General features: G+C 61.5%; 16 protein-coding genes. 11 read left to right on the top strand and 5 right to left on the bottom strand.

The genetic code is table 11. The annotated features are described in order from the left end of the window. Positions 1-178 precede the first annotated feature (178 nt). Positions 179-1084, bottom strand: coding sequence for an NAD(P)/FAD-dependent oxidoreductase (locus N1937_RS29770; protein ID WP_260060370.1), 906 nt, complete (start codon positions 1082-1084; stop codon positions 179-181). Between the two features lie 131 nt (positions 1085-1215). Between N1937_RS29770 and N1937_RS29765 the strand changes: the two genes are divergently transcribed. Both N1937_RS29765 and N1937_RS29760 read left to right on the top strand, forming a co-directional pair. Beyond that, on the top strand, positions 1216-1671 hold the full coding sequence (locus N1937_RS29765; protein ID WP_260060369.1) for an Rrf2 family transcriptional regulator: 456 nt from the start codon (positions 1216-1218) through the stop codon (positions 1669-1671). Positions 1672-2092: 421 nt separating this feature from the next. Continuing rightward, positions 2093-3883, top strand: coding sequence for an ABC transporter ATP-binding protein (locus N1937_RS29760; RefSeq protein WP_222386856.1), 1791 nt, complete (start codon positions 2093-2095; stop codon positions 3881-3883). Positions 3884-4010: 127 nt separating this feature from the next. Here N1937_RS29760 and N1937_RS29755 read toward each other — a convergent pair whose 3' ends face one another. After that, positions 4011-4490 (bottom strand): class I SAM-dependent methyltransferase, encoded by a 480-nt coding sequence (locus N1937_RS29755; RefSeq protein WP_260060368.1) that lies wholly within the window; start codon positions 4488-4490, stop codon positions 4011-4013. A 224-nt stretch (positions 4491-4714) separates the two neighbouring features. Here N1937_RS29755 and N1937_RS29750 point away from each other — a divergent pair, with 224 nt between their 5' ends. Then, a complete protein-coding gene (locus tag N1937_RS29750; RefSeq protein ID WP_260060367.1) occupies positions 4715-5890 on the top strand; it encodes a DUF3095 domain-containing protein in 1176 nt (391 codons plus the stop codon). Between the two features lie 54 nt (positions 5891-5944). Here the strand turns inward: N1937_RS29750 and N1937_RS29745 are convergent, their stop codons facing one another. The 3 genes from N1937_RS29745 to N1937_RS29735 all read right to left on the bottom strand — a co-directional run bounded on the left by N1937_RS29745 (position 5945) and on the right by N1937_RS29735 (position 7941). Beyond that, the gene (locus N1937_RS29745) at positions 5945-6217 is read right to left on the bottom strand and encodes a Txe/YoeB family addiction module toxin (RefSeq protein WP_170277613.1); all 273 of its coding nucleotides are present in this window, start codon (positions 6215-6217) and stop codon (positions 5945-5947) included. 1 nt (position 6218) lies between these two features. Beyond that, on the bottom strand, positions 6219-6470 hold the full coding sequence (locus N1937_RS29740) for a type II toxin-antitoxin system Phd/YefM family antitoxin (protein ID WP_162115192.1): 252 nt from the start codon (positions 6468-6470) through the stop codon (positions 6219-6221). A 133-nt stretch (positions 6471-6603) separates the two neighbouring features. Further along, positions 6604-7941: a nucleotide sugar dehydrogenase gene (locus N1937_RS29735; protein WP_260060366.1), complete on the bottom strand. Its 1338-nt coding sequence runs from the start codon at positions 7939-7941 to the stop codon at positions 6604-6606. 658 nt (positions 7942-8599) lie between these two features. On the opposite strand from N1937_RS29735, the gene N1937_RS29730 reads away from it, so the two are divergent. The 8 genes from N1937_RS29730 to N1937_RS29695 all read left to right on the top strand — a co-directional run bounded on the left by N1937_RS29730 (position 8600) and on the right by N1937_RS29695 (position 19793). Next, positions 8600-9943 (top strand): adenylate/guanylate cyclase domain-containing protein, encoded by a 1344-nt coding sequence (locus N1937_RS29730; protein ID WP_026154574.1) that lies wholly within the window; start codon positions 8600-8602, stop codon positions 9941-9943. A gap of 154 nt (positions 9944-10097) precedes the next feature. After that, positions 10098-11987 carry an ABC transporter ATP-binding protein gene (locus N1937_RS29725; protein ID WP_170256468.1) on the top strand — a complete coding sequence of 630 codons (1890 nt, stop codon included), beginning with the start codon at positions 10098-10100 and terminating at the stop codon, positions 11985-11987. Beyond that, on the top strand, positions 11987-13894 hold the full coding sequence (locus N1937_RS29720; RefSeq protein WP_260060365.1) for an ABC transporter substrate-binding protein: 1908 nt from the start codon (positions 11987-11989) through the stop codon (positions 13892-13894). The genes N1937_RS29725 and N1937_RS29720 overlap by 1 nt, the downstream gene beginning before the upstream one ends. A 3-nt stretch (positions 13895-13897) precedes the next feature. Continuing rightward, positions 13898-14896, top strand: coding sequence for an ABC transporter permease (locus N1937_RS29715; RefSeq protein WP_260060364.1), 999 nt, complete (start codon positions 13898-13900; stop codon positions 14894-14896). After that, a complete protein-coding gene (locus tag N1937_RS29710; RefSeq protein WP_170277610.1) occupies positions 14896-16068 on the top strand; it encodes an ABC transporter permease in 1173 nt (390 codons plus the stop codon). The genes N1937_RS29715 and N1937_RS29710 overlap by 1 nt, the downstream gene beginning before the upstream one ends. A 96-nt stretch (positions 16069-16164) precedes the next feature. After that, positions 16165-17373 (top strand): glycosyltransferase family protein, encoded by a 1209-nt coding sequence (locus N1937_RS29705; RefSeq protein ID WP_162115187.1) that lies wholly within the window; start codon positions 16165-16167, stop codon positions 17371-17373. A 9-nt stretch (positions 17374-17382) separates the two neighbouring features. Beyond that, positions 17383-18630: a glycosyltransferase family 4 protein gene (locus tag N1937_RS29700; protein WP_260060363.1), complete on the top strand. Its 1248-nt coding sequence runs from the start codon at positions 17383-17385 to the stop codon at positions 18628-18630. Next, positions 18627-19793: a glycosyltransferase family protein gene (locus N1937_RS29695; protein ID WP_260060362.1), complete on the top strand. Its 1167-nt coding sequence runs from the start codon at positions 18627-18629 to the stop codon at positions 19791-19793. The genes N1937_RS29700 and N1937_RS29695 overlap by 4 nt, the downstream gene beginning before the upstream one ends. Positions 19794-19863: the final 70 nt, after the last annotated feature.

The following is a 19863-nucleotide window of genomic DNA, read 5'->3' as shown; positions in this document are numbered from 1 at the left end:
GGATGAAAAACAGCTACAATTCAAACGTATAAATTGCAATAAGTCGGTTGCATCGGGATCATCATTTTAAAAGCAATGATTAACGCGTTGAGATTTTTACCTCGATGACTGCGAGGTAGAGGTGAAGGTCCCTGACCTGTTGGGGGAGAATTCTACTGTTTAACTTCCTGATTCTGCCTTATGCGGCCGACTGCATGACAAGCGATTGATGGCAGTGCACGCCGGCGAGCACGCCTGAGGCGGAGGCGAGCGTGGCATTGTGCATGGCGCTTGCCGCATCGCCGGCGGCGAAGACACCCTTGATGGTGGTTTCCTTGTTATCGGCGATCCGAATGATTGGCCCGAACGGGCCGTCGTCGAAGGCGCAGCCGAGCTGTTCGGCAATCGGGCTCGCCATCGTCGTTTTCGGCGCGATGAAGACGGCATCGATCGGCAAAACGCGGCCATCGGCGAGGCGAACGGCCTCAAGCTTCGGATCGTCGCCCAAGAATTCGACGACAGGGCTGCGTTCGATCCGGACGCCACGGGCGGTCAGCTTCACCAATTGCTCTTCGTCGAGCTCGAACAGCGCCTGGGTGAAAAACGTCGTTGCGCCCCAGTCCGGAATCATCATGGCGGAATGGGCCGAATGCGGATGGATTGCGAGAACGCCGAGCTTGCCACCGCTGACCTCAAAACCGTGGCAATAGGGGCAGTGCAGCGCGGAGCGGCCCCATCGCTCCTTGAGGCCGGGGATTTCCGGCAGCGTGTCGCTGACGCCGGTTGCAAGCACGACGCGCGTGGCTCGTTCTTCGCTGCCGTCTTCGGTGCCGACAATGAATGCGTCACCATCGCTGTGCGCCCGGACGACTTTCCCCTGGCGGATGGTGATGGTCGGATAAAGCGAAAGCTGCCGTTTTCCCTCCCGCATGATCGCCGCTGGCGTTTGGCCGTCTTGGCCGAGGAACCCATGCGACGCTTCAGAAAACCGATTGCGCGGCGCGCCGGCGTCAACGAGCAGCACGCGCCGCCGCGCCCTGGCCAGCTGCATGGCGGCCGACAGGCCGGCGAAGTTTCCGCCGATGACGATGGCTTCAAACGACATGGAACTCTCCCTTGATATCGAACTCATGGCTCAACATAAGTTACATGAATTGGCGCCGTCAAGCATCATGTTACTTGTCTTGTTACGATCCGCTTGCGATAATGATCCGTCCGATCGACAGGAAGAGACCCATGCGCAATGACAGCCGCCTTTCACGCATGCTGCACGTGCTGATCCACATGGATAAGCACCAGCATTCGGCGACCTCCGAGATGATTGCCAAGATGCTGAACACCAATCCGGTCGTCGTCCGCCGCACCATGGCCGGCCTTCGCCAACAGGGCTACGTCCGCTCCGAGAAAGGCCATGGCGGCGGCTGGACGCTGGTGCGTCCGCTATCTGAGATCACTCTGCTCGACGTCTACCGCGCCATCGGCGAGCCGCATCTCTTCGCCATCGGCCCCGCCGACGATCAGCCCCAATGCCTCGTGGAACAGGCGGTGAATGTCGCCCTCGGCGACGCGATGAAGCAGGCCCAGGCCCTGCTGCTGCGACGGTTGGACAGCGTGACGCTGGACAAAATCGCCGCCGACTTCGAGACAAAACTGACCACGCTCTCCGCCAGATCCTATTCCTGCGCCTCCTGACCGGGGATTACGTCCTGCGGTAGAGAAAATAACGGCCTTTCTTGATGTCGTTATGAGCGAGCACGCCGGCCCGAACCGTCTATTCGCAAGCGCATAAGGTGTGTCGTTTAAGCATCACTTTCTGTAAGGTTGCAAATATCCGCTTGGCAATGGCGAATTGCTTCGGTACAAAACGCTCACCGCTTTAGTTCAAACATAAGGGAGGCGTTGCATGCCAGCAATCATCGAAACCTTCCCGTGCGGAATGTCCCGACGCTAGGTCATTTCCATTCGCGGCCCGCCTCAAGCGCGCCCGAGATGCGGTTTTCCCTTAATTCATAGCCCGATGATCTGACGGGATTATTTCGTCTCCCGCTTGGGCTGTGCCTTCCAACTCTCTATTTTGAGGACCGGTTGCCGAACACGGCGCCGAGCGATTAAAATGACTCGCAAGAAGCTCGATTTCCGCGCCGATGCCTATCGCCATGTGCTCGGCTTTGTTTTCCATCATTGGCGCCATCGGCCTGTATTAGTGGGCATTATCATCGTGTTGGTGATAGCAAGCACGCTGGCCGAAGTCATGGTGCCGGTGTTTTCCGGCCAGATCGTCGATGCCATTGCCGGCAGCAATGCGGCTGACCGGGCGCTGCGCGCCTTCGTCATCGTCGTGGCACTGGGCCTGACCAGCGTGGCATTGCGCTGGTTCATCTTCAACGGCATTATCCGGCTGACGCTCCGCACCATGGCGGATGTGACGAATAACGGTTTCCACAAGGTGCAGCGGTTCTCGACCGACTGGCACGCCAACAGCTTTGCCGGTTCGACGGTGCGCAAGATCACCCGCGGCATGTGGGCGCTCGACTCGCTCAACGACCTGCTGCTGGTCGCCTTGCTGCCTTCCATCGTCATGCTGGTCGGCGCCAGTATCGTGCTCGGCAGCTACTGGCCGATCATGGGCCTGATCGTGGCTGCGGGGTCGCTGATCTATATCGGGGTGACCGTGGCGCTTTCCATGGGCTTCGTATCGCCGGCGGCAAGGCTTGCCAACGCCTGGGACACCAAGCTGGGTGGTGCGCTGGCAGATGCGATCAGCTGCAATTCGGTGGTCAAGGCCTTCGGCGCTGAAAGCCGCGAAGAGACGCGACTGGGCCAGGTGCTCGCCAGATGGGACAGCCGCACGCGGCGGACATGGAAGCGCGGCACATTGAGCGGCACGATCCAAGGCTTCATGATGGTTTCGATGCAGGCAGGTATTTTGGGAACGGGCCTGGTGATGTGGCGGCAGGGGCTGGCGACGCCTGGCGACATCACCTTCGTGCTGGCCATGTTCTTCGTTCTGCAAGGTTATCTGCGCAATGTCGGCCAGGACATCCGTAACCTGCAGCGTGCCGTCAACGACATGGAAGAACTGGTGCTGCTCGACAAGATGCCGCTTGATATCGAGGACAAGCTTAGCGCCAAGCCGATCAAGATCCGCGAGGGCGAGATCGTCTTCGATCGCATCACCTTCCAGTACGGCGCTCATCCCACTCCGCTTTATCAGGATTTTTCGGTCACCATCAAGCCGGGTGAGCGCGTGGGCCTGGTGGGGCATTCGGGTTCCGGCAAGACGACCTTCGTCAAGCTCATCCAGCGCCTCTATGACGTCAACTCGGGCGCGATCCGCATCGACGGGCAGGATATTGCAGGGGTCAAGCAATCAAGCCTGCGCGGCCAGATCGCCATCGTGCAGCAGGAGCCTATCCTGTTCCACCGCACGCTGGCGGAAAACATCGCCTATTCCAGGCCTAACGCCTCGCGGCGCGAGATCGAGCAGGCGGCGAAACAGGCGAGTGCCCACGACTTCATCATGGACCTTCCCAAGGGCTATGAGACGATGGTGGGGGAACGCGGCGTCAAGCTGTCGGGCGGCGAGCGGCAGCGTGTCGCCATTGCCCGTGCCTTCCTGGCGGATGCGCCGGTGCTGATCCTGGACGAAGCGACGTCGAGCCTCGACAGCGAGAGTGAAGTGCAGATCCAGCAGGCCATGGAACGTCTGATGAACGGCCGCACGACGCTGGTCATCGCCCACCGGCTGTCCACGGTGCGGGCGCTGGACCGGCTGCTGGTCTTCGACAAGGGAAAAATCGTTGAAGAAGGCGACCACCAGGCGCTGATCCGGCTCAATAACGGTATCTATCGCCGGCTGTTCGAACGGCAGGCGCTGGAACTGACCAAGGGTCTGGTGGCGTGAACCGAAACACTACAGCGCCGCGCGTCTTTCAAGAGCCGCGGCGCTGTAGCACTTTGAATGGCTGCATAATTTTATCCTTAAATCGATTCCGATTTCAGGAATTATGCAGCAGGGCCGATGCTATCCTCTACGTCCGTCGGTAGAGGAAATAACGGCCGTCCTTGATGCCGCCAGGCAGCGGCAGCGCCACCAGCTCGGGATGCTCAAGCGGCAGCCCGCTGACGGCGACGCCGTTATGGGCGAGCACGCCGGCCATCAGCTGCGGCAGCCAGGTCAGCGTCACCGCGTCGATCTCGTCATGGCCGGTGCCGATATCGGCATGGGCAAGGGCTGCGCCGATGCCGACGAAGGCCTGGCCCGATTCGCGGATATTGCCGGTCACCATGTCTTCTGCCTGCGGTGTCGAGGCCGAATAGGAGCGCGCTTCCCAGTCGAAGGCGACGATGCGCCGGCCGGGAAAAATCTCGCGCAGATGATCATAGGTGCGGCCGTTGCCGAGGCCGAACTCCAGCACCGGGCCTTCAATTTCCCCCACCAGATCGACGATCGAGTTCAAAATGTCGCGTTGAGCCGTCAACCGGCGAATGAAGCTGTCGAGGCGGCTCATCTAATCTCTATCCGTCATGAAATCGTCGGCGGTCCTGGAGGAATTCCAGCAAAAGTGCGAGAGCGGTTTTGCATCCGGAATTGCGTAAAAACAAAAAGATAGAGCATTTCCGTGCGTCCGAAAAAGCAGGAAATGCTCTAACACATGAAACCTTGGCAAGTCGATTGCCGTAAATGGGAATTGGCGTTGCAGTGGCAACATGGGTCTGTGCTAAGCTTGATGACATGAAAACCGTGACCGACGAAGATTTTTTTGCCGAAGTGCCGCTCTTCAGCGAATTCGAGGGCGTGACCGACGCCGCCAACTACCGGCCGCTGCCGGACGGATGGGTGCTGGCGCTCGCCGACATCGTCGGCTCGACGCAGGCAATCGGCGCCGGCCGTTACAAGGACGTCAACATGGCGGGCGCCAGCGTCATTTCAGCCGTGTTGAATGCCGTCGGCAAGGGCGATTATCCCTTCGTCTTCGGCGGTGACGGCGCACTGATCGCGCTTCCGGGTTCGCTGGAGGCGGCGGCACGCGGCGCCCTTGCCGCCGTGCAGATCTGGGTCGAAGAGGATCTGGGCCTGATGCTGCGCGTCGCCATCGTGCCGGTCGCCGACACCCGCGCCGAGGGCCTCGACGTCCGTGTCGCGCGTTACTCCGCAAGCCCCTATGTGACTTATGCGATGTTCTGGGGCGGCGGCACCAGTTGGGCCGAAAGACAGATGAAGCTCGGCCGTTACGGCATCGCCCGCGCGCCCGCTGGAACTCGCCCGGATCTCACCGGTCTCTCCTGCCGCTGGAGCCCGATCGATGCGAGAAACGGCGAGATCGTCTCGATTATCGCCGTGCCTGGCGAAGGCCGGCCAGGCCGGGAATTTCAAGAGCTCGTCGGCGGCATTGTCGCCATCACCACCGAGCAGAACCGCGACAGCCATCCGGTACCGGCCGATGGTCCGGACCTTGCCTTCTCGCTACATGGTATCAATCGCGAGGCCAAAGCCACCGCCTCACCGCGCCGGCGGTTGTGGCAAAAGCTCTTCATCTTCCTGCAGCTCGCCATCACGGTTGTGTGCTACAGGCTCAGCATTCCGCTCGGCCGCTTCGATGCCCGCCGCTACAAGCGCGACGTCGCCGACAATTCCGATTTCCGCAAGTTCGACGACGGGCTGAAAATGACAATCGACGTCGACGCCGAACACCTGAAGCGCATCGAGACGCTGCTGCAACAGGCACAGGCCAAGGGTGTGGCGCGCTACGGCCTGCATCGACAATCCTCAGCGCTGATGACCTGCTTCGTGCCGACGCCGATCGCGCGCGATCACATCCATTTCATCGATGGCGCCGCCGGCGGTTATGCGGTGGCCGCTAGCCAGATCACCGGCAAATCACTTTCTACAGCGCCGAGCGTGATCTAACGCTGTAACCCCGCAATCCTTCGGACGCCGCAATCACCTGCACCACGCATGAACCTACTTTTCGTAATGAAATCGGCACTGAATGATTTCCAACTGCTGGTCGGAACCCTTGCCAGTCACGCAGTAGACGAGCCGATGCTCTCCGAGGATGCGCCTTGACCAAAATCCGGATAGATCGCCCTTCAATGGCTCTGGCTTGCCAAGAACTTTAAAGGCTGACCTTTTCGTATCTTTCAGGAGCTCGTTGATTTTCTCGACCATCTTCTGGTCGCTTTTCTGCCAGTATTCGTACTCTTTCCAGGAATTCGGCGTCCATAGCAACTTCATGTCAGAGAGTAGGATCGCTCTCTAACACCTGCCCATTGCGAAGCTGTCCGATACTTTCGCGTAGCCGGGCAGAATTAGCAGGCGTCGAAAGCAGGTGTAACGTCTCTTGCATACTCTCGTACTCGCCTTCGGCAACCAAGACCATTGCTTCCGAACCTTGACGGGTCACGAGCAGAGGCGCCCGAGAAGAGATGACTTGATCAAAATAGGCTGCAATGTTTTGCCGGAACTCCGTCAAACGAACGTGGGCCATCGACATCCTTTCCCAACTTCCAAGCGTACGGATATATGTACAGATTGCCGGAAAGTCAGTACGGAACATTAGCTCGCCCGCCATCTCGATGGGAGTCGCTGCCGAATAGCAGACTTATGCGGTGACGTTTCCGTCACGCCTTGACGACATGATCGCCCGAGAGGCCGAGCCGGTTGAAGACGTTGCGCGTGTCGATAATCAGCGCCGCACTTTTCGACAGCCCCGCATAATCCACCTTGTCGTGGTCGGTCGCCACCAGCACCGCATCGTAGCCGGCAATGGTATCAGACGTCAGCGTCACCGATTTGCGGCCCTTCAGCGCCTGGTATTCGCGCGTCGGCGGGATCTCGGCGACGAAGGGATCGTGATAATCTGCGTGTCCGCCACGCTCCTCGATGATCTCGATCAGCCGCAGCGACGGGCTTTCTCTTATATCGGCGACGTTCTTCTTGTAGGCGAGCCCAAGCACGAGCACCCGGCTGCGGCTCAGCGCCTTGCCGGCGCGGATGTCGAGCGCTTCGGCGAGCTTGCCGACGATATAACGCGGCATTGCCGAATTGATCTCGCCGGCGAGTTCGATGAAACGGGTCGGCAGCTCGTATTCGCGCGATTTCCAGGTGAGATAGAAGGGATCGATCGGGATGCAATGGCCGCCAAGACCGGGGCCGGGATAGAAGGGCATGTAGCCGAAGGGCTTGGTCTTGGCAGCGTCGATGACTTCCCAGACGTCGATACCCATCGCCGCATAGACGGTCTTCAGCTCGTTGACGAGGGCAATATTGACCGAGCGGAAGATGTTTTCGGTGAGCTTCACGGCCTCGGCCGTCGCATTCGAAGAGACCGGAACGACGGATGATACCGCCGCCCCATAGAAGGCCTTCATCAGCGCCAGCGCCTCAGGCCCGTCGCCGGCGACGACCTTGGGGATGGTGGCGGTATGATAGTGCTGGTTGCCGGGATCCTCACGCTCCGGGGAGAAGCCGACGAAGAAGTCCGAGCCGGATTTCAGCCCGGTGCCTTCGAGAATGACCTTCACCACGTCATCGGTCGTGCCGGGATAGGTGGTCGATTCCAGCACGACGAGCTGACCGGGGCGCAAATGCGCGGCAATCGACCGCGACGTCGCCTCGACGAAGGAAAGGTCGGGATCGCGATGTTTGGTGAGCGGCGTCGGCACGCAGATGATGACGACGTCGCACTCGGCAAGGCGGGCGAAATCGGTCGTCGCCTTGAAGCGGCCCGCGTCGATCTCGGCAGAAAGCGCCTCATCGCTCACCGCGTCGATATAGGAGCGGCGGGCATCGAGCGCCACCATCTTGCCTGGATCGATGTCGAAGCCGGTCACCGCAAAGCCGCTACGCGCCACCGCCATCGCCAGCGGCAGGCCGACATAACCAAGCCCGATGATGCCGGCACGGGCCGCGCGGGTTTCGATCTTCTGCAAAAGCGTATCGAAGGTGGAGGTGGCCAAGGCGCGATCTTTCAAACGGGGAACAGGGAAAGCTGATCTAATGCATGATCGCGTGGAATTAAACCCGAGGCCCTCTTCTCCCCGGCGGCAATATCGTCGGTTGACGACCCAAGACCCCTCCCCAACCCCTCCCCACAAGGGGGAGGGGCTACCGTGCCACACCGCTACGCATGACCTCCATCTAACGATCCGGAGAACGGCAACAGCCAGTAAGACCTCTCATTTAGATCACAGCCGGCGACCGCAGCTTAGCCCCTCCCCTTGTGGGGAGGAGTTGGGGAGGGATAAGCGGCAGCCGGATGACAGCTGGTCTCGCCAATCTGCTACATTGAAAATCCCTTAGCCGGGTGTGGCGAAAATGACTCAGGCCGCGACGTTTGCTGCAACTTGAGCGCACAAAAAATTACAGCTCCCATTGTTTCGCACTTGCAGCATCCCTATTTTGACTTTTGATAACGAACCAGCTGGAAAGGACAACCCGTCCGATCCCCGGATATGGGGAGCTGAGGGGCGCCACTGCCGGGCTTTCGGCAGATCCGTTGACACTATATTACCGCTCGTACATCCTGATTTCCCTGTGACCTGCGCATGAAAATGCGGCGGCCGAGGGAATTTATGGCTCTTAGGGATGGCGTGCCTTATGAGGATCATACCGAGAATGAGCACGATCGAAACCAGCGTCTCCTCCATCCTGTTGGACCGGGTCGCTGAATGGCTGACGAACTCTTCGCTGGCCGGAGACGAGCTTGAAAACATCGTCCGCGGCTTCTGCGAAAGGCTTGCGGCCGCCGGCCTGCCGATCGCGCGCGTGCACCTGACCTTTTCGATGCTGCATCCGCTCTACGATGCGCTGAGCTTCACCTGGCGGCGCGCCAGCGGCGTCACCATCGAAGGTTTTCGCATGCCGGCCGGGCAGAAGCCGGACCGCTTCCTGCAGAGCCCCTATTATTACCTGCTCGACAACAACCTGCAGCACATCCGCCGCCGGCTGACCCAAGAAGGCCCGGCCGAATTCCCGATCTTCGAGGACCTGCGCAAGGACGGCATCACCGACTACCTCGCCTTCGTGCAGCCCTTTGGCGACGGCTCGGTGCAGGGCATGATGGGTTCCTGGTCGACGGACCATAAATCCGGCTTTTCCGACGACATGATCGATGCGCTGCTCAGGATGCAGAACCATCTGGCGGTCGCTGCCAAGATGGCGGTGCTCGGCAAACTCGCCAACAACATGCTGACCACCTATCTCGGCGGCGACGCCGGCAAGCGGGTGCTGAACGGCCAGATCCGCCGCGGCGACGGAGAGACGATCCGCGCAGCCCTCGTCATGGGCGATATGCGCGAATCCACCATATATGCCGAAAAGGAAGGCCGGCAGGCTTATATCGACACGCTGAACCAGTTCTTCGACGCGATTGCCGCCCCCTTCAACCGCAATGGCGGCGAGATCCTGAGCTTCCTCGGCGATGGCTTCCTCGCCGTCTATCCTTGCGGGCGCCATAAGGACCCATCGAAAATTGCCTGCGAGGCGGCGCTTTCGGCCGTGCATCAGGCGCAGGCGCGGGTCGCCGAGCTCAACAGGGACCGCGAGCAGAAGGGCCTGACCAGGGTCGGCTACGGCATCGGCCTGCATGTCGGCAACGTCATGTTCGGCAATGTCGGCCTCAAGGACCGCCTGACCTTCTCCGCCTTCGGCTCAGCCGTCAACGAGGTCCAACGTTTGCAGATCCTGACCAAGAAATACGGCCGCGAGGTCGTCGCCAGCCAGGCCTTCGCCGGTTATTGCGGCGGCGAATGGACAACGCTCGGCGAGGAGAAGTTGCGCGGCGTCCGCCAGAAGGTGACGGTGCTGCAGCCGCGCGCGCCGGCACCCACAATCAATGTCGACGAGAGCTTCCGCGAGGCCGTACAGAACGGACTTTCGGAAGCCGAGCAGGTCATTCTCCTGCATCGCGACGCCAAGAAACAGGTCAAGCGCACCAGCATGGAGAAATTCATCCAGTAAGAGCTTAGAACCCCTGCCATAATCTTCGCATCTCGCCCGGGGGAACTTCGGCGGGGGCGGCGGTTTTTCTATGATTGTCATCAGCTAGACACCCCGTTTGCGGTACGATAGTGTGCCTTAACGGGAACATAGAAGACTGGGGAATTTCATTGGTATGGCGTCTGCAGCCGATCTGTTGCGTATTGAAAATCTCGACGTCTCCTTCTCGGTTTTCGGTGACCGGTTACGCGTCGTAAAAGAAGCCAATCTTCGCATCCTTCCGGGCAAGGTCACCGCCCTCGTCGGTGAATCCGGCTCCGGCAAATCGGTGATCAGCCAGTCGGTGATGGGCATATTGCCCAATCCGGCCAAGGCCTCCGGCCGCATCCTCTTCACCGATCCGCTCGACGGCAGCACGACCGATATCCTATCCTTTCCGCGCGACAGCGAGGAAATGCGCGACCTGCGTGGCCGGCGCATGGCGACGATCTTCCAGGAGCCGATGACCTCGCTCTCGCCGCTGCATACGATCGGCAATCAGATCAGTGAAGTGCTGCTGATCCATACCGAGGCCGACAAGCAGGAAGCCCGTGAAAGGACCGAGGAGATGCTCGGCCTGGTCGGCTTTTCCAACCCGCATCGCACTTACGACATGTATCCGTTCGAACTGTCCGGCGGCATGCGCCAGCGCGCGATGATCGCCATGGCGCTGATCTGCAAGCCGGCTCTCTTGATCGCCGACGAGCCGACGACGGCGCTCGACGTGACGATCCAGGCGCAGATCCTGGAACTGCTCCGCGAGCTGCAGGCCAAGCTCGGCATGGCGATGCTGCTCATCACCCACGATCTCGGCATCGTCGCCAATATGGCCGACGAGGTGGTCGTCATCTATCACGGCGAGATCATGGAAGCAGGACCCGTCGAGGCGATCTTCCGCAATCCGCAGCATCCTTATCTCAAAGGTCTGATGGCCGCCGTTCCGCATTTCGACATGAAACCCGGCGAGCGGCTGAAAGCGCTGCGCGAGGTAACGGTCAATCTCGAGTCCCTCGTCGGCAAGAAGAAGCCGCTCCAGGCAGAGGCGCCGGGCACCCTGCTGTCCGTTGCCAATCTGTCGAAGACCTACAAGACGCGCAAGCGCAGTTTCTTCGGCAAGCACGAAGCCACCGTCCTGCGCGCCGTCGACGACGTCAGCTTCGACGTCCGCCGCGGCGAATGTCTTGGCCTGGTCGGGGAATCCGGCTGCGGCAAGACGACACTCAGCAAGATCCTGATGCGCGCCATCACGCCGGACAGCGGCGCGGTGGTATTCAACGACGGCAAGGAGGTCGTCGACGTCCTCTCCGTCAAAGGCGCCGAACTGCAGGACATGCGGACCAAGATCCAGATGGTGTTCCAGGATCCGGTCTCCTCGCTTTCGCCGCGCATGACGGTGCGCAACATCCTGAGCGAACCGCTCGAGATCCATGACCGCGGCGACAGTAACGAGCGCAAGCGCAAGGTCGAGGGATTGATGGCGGCAATCGGCCTCGACAAGCGTTATCTCAGCCGTTACCCGCACAGTTTTTCGGGCGGCCAGCGCCAGCGCATCGGTATTGCGCGCGCACTCGCGCTCGGGCCGAAGCTCGTCATCCTCGACGAGCCGGTCTCGGCTCTCGACGTTTCCGTGCAGGCGCAGATCCTCAACCTGTTGAAGGACCTGCAGAAGGAGCTGGGACTTACCTATCTCTTCATTTCGCACAATCTCGCCGTCGTCGATTACATGGCCGACCGTATCGCGGTGATGTGCAAGGGCCGCATCGTCGAGATCGCGCCGCGCGAGATCATCCTGCGCGATCCGGTGCATCCCTATACGAAATCGCTGCTCGCCGCCGTCCCCTTCCCCGATCTCGACCGGCCGCTCGATTTCAAGGCGCTCAGGGAAAACGGCGCCGCCGACAAGCAGAACTGGGGCGTGACCTTCACCGCCGAGCACGACGACGCTTCCGAACTCGCTTATGCCGACCTCGGCGACGGCCATCTGGTGCGCGCCCGCAAGGGCGCCGATGCCAAGGAGTTGCGTTGATGGTGACGCGTCGCATATTCCTGGGCGGCCTCGTCGGCGCGGCGATCGCGCCCGCGGTGGTGAGGGCGCAACAAGCCACCGAACCGGAATTCCTGAAGGAGCGGCTGACATCAGGCAGCCTGCCGCCGATGGCCGAGCGCATTCCCGCCCGCCCGCGCATCGTCAACCTGAAGGAATTGGGGCTGGAACCGGGTGCCTACGGCGGCACGGTGCGCACCATTATCGGCGGCCAGCGCGATATCCGCTTCATGACGATCTACGGCTATTCCCGGCTGGTCGGCTACAACAAGCACCTGCAGTTCCAGCCGGATATCCTGGCCGGTTTCCAGTCCGAGGACGACACGGTCTTCACCTTCACGCTGCGCGAAGGCCATAAATGGTCCGACGGCCAGCCGTTCACGGCCGACGATTTCCGCTACTGGTGGGAAGACGTCATCCTGAACGACAAGTTGACACCCGGCGGCGGCGCGCTGGAACTTCGTCCGCATGGAAGCCTGCCGCGCTTCGAGATGCTCGATGCGCTGACCGTACGCTACACCTGGGAAAAGCCCAACCCGATGTTCCTGCCGACATTGGCAGGCCCGCAGCCGCTCGTCATCTTCGGCCCTGGTCATTATCTCAAGCAGTTCCACAAGAAATTCCAGCCGGACCAGGCGAAGATGGACGAGCTGATGAAGACCTACCGCGTCAAGAAATGGCAGGATCTGCACATCAAGATGGCGCGTTCCTATCGTCCGGAAAATCCGAACCTGCCGACGCTCGATCCCTGGCGCAATACGACGCCGCTGCCGTCCGAGCAGTTCGTCTTCGAGCGCAACCCGTTCTTCCACCGCGTCGACGAGACCGGCAGGCAGCTTCCCTATCTCGATCGTTTCATCCTCAACGTCTCCTCCTCGTCGATCATCGCCGCCAAGGCGGGTGCAGGCGAAGCCGACCTGCAGGTGACGGGCATCGATTTCAACGACTACACCTTCCTGAAGGAGGCCGAAAAGCGCTTCCCGGTGAAAGTCAATCTCTGGAAGCTCGCGCGCGGCTCGCGCATCACGCTGCTGCCGAACCTCAACTGCGCCGACGAGGTGTGGCGCGGCCTCTTCCGCGACGTGCGCCTGCGCCGGGCGCTGTCGCTGGCGATCGACCGGCACGAGGTCAACATGGTGGCCTTCTACGGCCTTGGCACGCCAAGCGCCGATACGGTCCTGCCCGACAGCCCGCTCTTCAAGCAGGAATATGCCGACGCCTTCGTGAAGTTCGATCCCGACGAGGCCAACCGCCTGCTCGACGAGCTCGGCTTGACCAAACGCGACGACGACGGCATCCGGCTGCTGCCCGACGGGCGGCGCGCCGAGATCACCGTCGAGACCGCCGGCGAGAGCAATCTCGATACCGACGTGCTGGAGCTGGTGCATGACCACTGGGCCAATATCGGCCTTGCGCTCTATACCCGCACCTCGCAGCGCGACGTCTTCCGCAACCGGGCCATGAGCGGTTCGATCATGATGTCGATCTGGTACGGCCTCGACAATGGCGTGCCAACAGCCGACATGTCGCCCGCAGGCCTTGCGCCGACACTCGACGATCAGCTGCAATGGCCGCTCTGGGGCATGCATTACCTCTCCGCCGGCCAGGAGGGCGTCGCACCCGACCTGCCGGAGGCGGCCGAACTGGTCGACCTGCTTGGCCAATGGGGCTCGACGGCGAAATTCGAGGAGCGCCAGGTGATCTGGCACAAGATGCTGTCGCTCTATACACAGCAGGTGTTCTCGATCGGCCTCATCAACAGCACGCTGCAGCCGATCCTTCGCGCCGCCAAGCTGCAGAACCTGCCGGAGAAAGCGCTCTACGGCTTCGATCCCACCTCCTATCTCGGCGTCTATATGCCGGATGCATTCTGGTACAAGGAGGCCTGAGGCGTGTTCAGATATATACTTTGGCGGATCGCCGCCATGGTGCCGACGCTCTTCGTCATTTCGGCACTGGTCTTCACCATCATCGAGCTGCCGCCGGGCGACTTCTTCGAGAGCCAGATCGCCGAACTGCGCGCCTCGGGCGAAACCGCCAACCTCCAGGAAATCGAGGAGTTGCGCCAGCAATACGGCTTCGATAAGCCGGAGATCGTGCGTTATTTCTACTGGGTCGGCGGCATGCTGCACGGCGATTTCGGCTATTCCTTCGAATACCAGCTGCCGGTCTCCGACGTGGTCGGCGATCGTCTATGGCTGACGATCCTCGTCTCCTTCACGACGATCCTGCTCACCTGGCTGATCGCCTTTCCAATCGGCATCTATTCGGCCACGCATCAGTACAGCTGGGGTGATTACGGGCTGACGTTCCTCGGTCTGATGGGCATCGCCATTCCGAACTTCATGCTGGCGCTGATCCTGATGTATTTCGCCAATATCTGGTTCGGCATCTCGATCGGCCATCTGATGGACCAGCAATATATCTCGGCGCCGATGAGTTGGGCGAAGGCGCAGTCGATCCTCGCCCATCTCTGGATCCCCGTCATCATCGTCGGCACGGCCGGCACGGCCGGCATGATCCGCCGGCTGCGCGCCAACCTGCTCGACGAGATGCAGAAGCAGTATGTCGTCACCGCGCGCGCCAAGGGCCTGCCGCCGCTGAAGGCGCTCATCAAATACCCGCTGCGCATGGCGCTCAACTTCTTCGTCGCCGATATCGGCTCGATCCTGCCGTCGATCATCTCGGGCGCCGAGATCGTCGCGATCGTGCTGTCGCTGGAGACGACGGGGCCGATGCTCATCAAGGCGCTACAGAGCCAGGACATGTACCTTGCCGGCTCCTTCCTGATGTTCCTGGCCTTCCTCAACGTCATCGGCGTGCTGATCTCGGACGTCGCGCTCGGCTTCCTCGATCCCCGTATCCGTCTGCAAGGCAGGAGCACCAAATAATGTCGCCCCTTCCCGCACCCGGCGCGCCGCTGCCGCACTATGTTTCGACCGCGCCTTTCGATCCCTTGGCGACCGAATCGATGACGTCGGCGCAATCGCGCATCCATCTCGCCTCACAGAAGCAGCTGATGTGGTGGAAGTTCAAGCAGCACAAGCTGGCCTTGATCTCCGGCATCTTTCTCGCCGCCGTCTACCTGATGATCCTGATCGTCGAGTTCCTGGCGCCCTACGGCCTGCACACGCGCAATGTCGATTTCATCCACGCGCCGCCGCAAACCATCCACTTTTTCGACAAGGGCAGCTTCGTCGGTCCCTTCGTCTACGGCCGCCGCATGACGCTCGATATCGACACGCTGCACCGCGTCTACACCGACAAGACGAATGACGTGCAGCCGATCCGGTTCTTCTGCCGCGGCGATGCCTATAAATTCTGGGGCCTTGTCGCCTCGAACTATCACCTCGTCTGCCCGGCGATCGGCGGCCAGATGTTCCTGCTCGGCACCGACCGGCTCGGCCGTGACGTGCTGTCGCGCATCCTCTACGGCGCGCGGATATCGCTGACGATCGGTCTGATCGGCATTTCGATCAGCTTCGTGCTCGGCATCGTCATCGGCGGCCTTGCCGGTTATCGCGGCGGCTTTTTCGATCTCATCGTCCAGCGCTTGATCGAAGTGTTGCAATCGCTGCCGAGCCTGCCGCTGTGGATGGCGCTGGCCGCCATCATGCCGGTGACGTGGAGCCCGATCGTCATCTATTTCGGCATCACCGTCATCCTCGGCATCATCGACTGGACAGGGCTGGCGCGTGCCGTACGCTCCAAGCTCCTGGCGCTGCGCGAGGAGGATTATGTCCAGGCCGCACAGCTGATGGGCGCCAGCACGCCGCGCATCATCGGCCGGCATCTGGTGCCGGGCTTCATGTCGCATCTCATTGCTTCGGCGACGATTTCAATCCCCGGCATGATCCTTGGAGAGACCGCGCTCTCCTTCCTCGGCCTCGGCCTTCGTCCGCCGATCACCAGCTGGGGCATTCTGCTGACCGAGGCAAAAAGCGTCAGCGTCATCGCCTTCTACCCGTGGCTGCTCTATCCGATCATTCCTGTTGTTCTTGTCATTTTGGCGTTCAACTTTCTGGGAGACGGCTTGCGTGATGCGGCAGATCCCTACAAATAGCAGGAAACGCGGCGGCGCATCTCGGCACCGCCCCCACCTCTTGCCCTCCGGACGGTGGGGGTACTAAGTATGTTGCTCACCCCAGAAGGGATGCCCATGTCCAGACGTCTCGAAGATGCGCGCATCCTCATGTACAGCCACGACACCTTCGGTCTCGGCCATCTCAGGCGCTGTCGCGCCATCGCCCATGCGCTGGTCGAGGATTATCGCGGCCTGAACATTCTGATCATTTCGGGTGCCACGATCGCCGGCGCCTTCGACTACCGCGCCCGCGTCGACTTCGTGAAGATCCCGAGCGTCATCAAGCTGCGCAACGGCGAATATACGTCGCTCGCCAGCCATATCGACCTGCACGAGACGCTGAAGATGCGCGAATCGAGCATTCGCCACACGGCCGAGACTTTCCAGCCCGATATCTTCATCGTCGACAAGGAACCGATGGGACTGAAGGGCGAAGTCGAAGATACGCTCGCCTATCTCAAGGCCCGCGGCACCGTTCTGGTGCTGGGGCTTCGCGAGATCATGGACGCGCCGCATCTGCTCGAGGCCGAGTGGAAGAAGAACAGCATCATGCAGAAGATCGACCAATATTACGATAGCGTCTGGGTCTACGGCCCACCTGACTTTTACGATCCGCTGATCGGCCTCGACGTGCCGGCAAGCCTGCGCCGCAAGATGGATTTCGTCGGCTTCCTGCAGCGCAGCGTCTCCAGGGGCAAGACCTCGATCAACGCCCGCAAGGACAATTACATCCTCGTCACCACAGGCGGCGGCGGCGACGGCTCCGATCTCGTCCACGACGTCATGAACGCCTACGAGGCGGACCCGACCTTGACGCAGAAGGCGCTCGTCGTGCTCGGCCCCTATATGCCGGCCGCCGAGCGCGCCAAGCTGGTGCAGAAGGGGGAAGCCATTCCCTATATCGAGGTGATCGAGTTCGACAATCACATGGAAGAGCTGATCGACAGCGCCACCGGCGTCGTTGCCATGGGCGGCTACAACACCTATTGCGAGATCCTCTCCTTCGACAAACCGGCCCTCATCGTGCCGCGTGTCAAACCACGCGAGGAACAGCTGCTGCGCGCGAAGCGGGCAAGCGAGCTCGGCCTCGTCGACATGCTGCTGCCGGAACAGTCGGTCGACCCCACAATCATGGCGGAAGCGCTGAAGCGTCTGCCCTTCCGCCAGCCGCCGTCAAAGAGCGGCGGCAACATGCGTCTTGAAGGGCTGGACCATATCTCGCAGACCGTCGGCCGGTGGATCGACGGCCGCGGCAGCCACCTTTCCCTCGTCGGCGCGGAATAGGGCCAAGCCTTGCCGCCACGCCGCAAGATCCTCGTCGTGCTGAAAGGCTATCCCCGCCTTTCGGAAACCTTCGTCGCCCAGGAGTTGCTCGGCCTCGAAAAGGCCGGCTTCGACCTGACGCTGATTTCGATGCGCCGGCCGACCGACAAGAAGCGCCATCCCGTGCATGACGAGATCAGGGCGCGCGTCGTCTATCTGCCGGAATATCTGCACGAGGAGCCGATCCGCGTGTTGAAAGGTCTCATCGCCGGTTTCTCCAAGCCCGGCTTCAAGCCGCTGATGAAACGCTTCCTCGCCGACCTCAAGCGCGATATCTCCCGCAATCGCTTCCGCCGTCTCGGCCAGGCGCTGGTGCTGGGGCGCGAATGGCCGGACGAGGGCGAATGGCTGCATGCCCATTTCATCCACACGCCGGCCTCGGTGACGGAATATGCGAGCATCCTCACGTGCATACCCTGGACCTGTTCGGCGCACGCCAAGGACATATGGACGTCGCCCGACTGGGAGCTTAACGAGAAACTGGGCAGCGCCCGTTGGACCGTCACCTGCACCAGGACGGGCTATGATCACATGCGCACGCTGACATCACGCAAGGAGGCCGTGCACTTGAGCTACCACGGTCTCGATCTTGCCCGTTTCGGCCATTTTGCCGGCGAGCGTTCGAACAGGACCGGCAGCGACCCCGACGATCCGGCCTTCATCCTCAGCGTCGGCCGCGCCGTCGAGAAGAAGGGCTACGACGTGTTGCTGCGCGGGCTGGCGCTGCTGCCCGCCGACCTTCACTGGCGCATGGACCATATCGGCGGCGGCGAGGAGCTTGCGAAACTGAAGGCGCTGGCCAGCGAGCTCGATATCTCCCGCCGCATCGTCTGGAAGGGCGCGATGGCGCAGGAAGACGTTCTCGATCACTACCGCCGCGCCGACCTCTTCGCGCTTGCCTGCCGCATCGCCGCCAACGGCGACCGCGACGGCCTGCCGAACGTCCTGGTCGAAGCCTCGAGCCAGCGGCTCGTCTGCCTCTCGACCGAAGTATCCGGCGTGCCGGAGCTGCTGAAGAACGGTGAAAACGGTCTCGTCGTGCCGCCCGAGGACCCGGCGCGGCTGGCCAGCGCGCTGGAGGCTGCGATCCGCGACCCGGCACTGCGCAAGCGCCTCGGCGACGCCGCCGAAGGCCAGGTGCGCGAACATTTCGACTACCACTCGAGCATCCGACAACTCACAGGCCTGTTCGAGGCCGAATGGCAGAAGGCGTCATGACGGCACCGCGTATTTTCTTCTATGTCCAGCATCTGCTCGGTATCGGCCACATAGCCCGCGCCAGCCGCATCGCCAATGCGCTGGTCAAGGATGGTTTTGACGTGACTGTCGTGACCGGCGGCCTGCCGGTGCCGGGCTTTCCGGGCGAAGGCGTGAAGACCGTGGCCTTGCCGGCAGTCGTCGCCAGCAATGCCGGTTTCTCCGGCCTCGCCGATGCCAATGGCCGGCCAGCGGGCGAGGCTTTCCTCCATGCCCGCTGCCAGCTGCTGCTCGATGCCTTTCATGCCGCAAGGCCCGATGTCGTCATCACCGAAGCCTTCCCTTTCGGCCGGCGACAGATGCGCTTCGAACTCCTGCCCCTGCTCGAGGCGATCGAAAGGGCCGAACCCCGGCCGAAACTCTTGAGCTCGGTGCGCGATATCCTGCAGGAAAACCGCAAGGCCGGCCGCGACGCGGAGACCGTCACGCTGGTCAAGGACCATTTCGATGCCGTGCTCGTCCACGGCGATCCCGGTTTCGTCAGGCTTGAGGACACCTTTCCGCTGACACCCGAGATCGCCGACAGGCTGCTTTATACCGGCCTCGTCGCACCCCCGCCGGCGCCGGAACCGACGGAGACATTCGACATCATCGCATCGGCGGGCGGCGGCGCGGTCGGCGCCGAGCTGATCGGCGCGGCGAAAGAGGCGGCAGCGCTGCTGCCCGCCGATCTTCGCTGGCTGCTGGTCGCCGGCCCGAACCTGCCGGAGGCAGATTTCGCCAAGCTGTCTGGAGACGCGGCGGCGAATGTGACGCTGGTGCGTTTCCGTAAGGATTTTCCCTCGCTGCTGCGTGGCGCCAAGGTCTCGATCTCGCAAGCAGGCTACAACACGGTCGGCGATCTACTGCGCACCGAGTGTCGGGCGATCCTCATCCCCTTCGTCGCCGGCGGCGAGACCGAGCAGACGGTGCGCGCCGAACGGCTGCAGGCGCTCGGCCTTGCCGATATTCTGCCGGAAAACGGACTGACCTCGGGCCATGTGAAAGAGGCCGTCGAAAAGGCGCTCACCACACCGCCAAGGGGATCGTTCCTGCTCGACCTCGACGGGGCGGAGAAAACCGCCCTCATCATTCGCTCCATGATTGCCGAATCCCTCGCCCAATCCAAAATTCCTGTGGTATAAGCAATGTTCCGGCGAGAATCGGCGCTTTTGCGGCCGGTCGCTTCGCCTTGTTTTCATTGCGATATCGGCG

The sequence above is a fragment of the Rhizobium sp. WSM4643 genome (assembly GCF_025152745.1).
GTDB classification, from domain to species: domain Bacteria; phylum Pseudomonadota; class Alphaproteobacteria; order Rhizobiales; family Rhizobiaceae; genus Rhizobium; species Rhizobium leguminosarum_I.
This window is presented reverse-complemented; position numbering and strand designations above follow the sequence as displayed.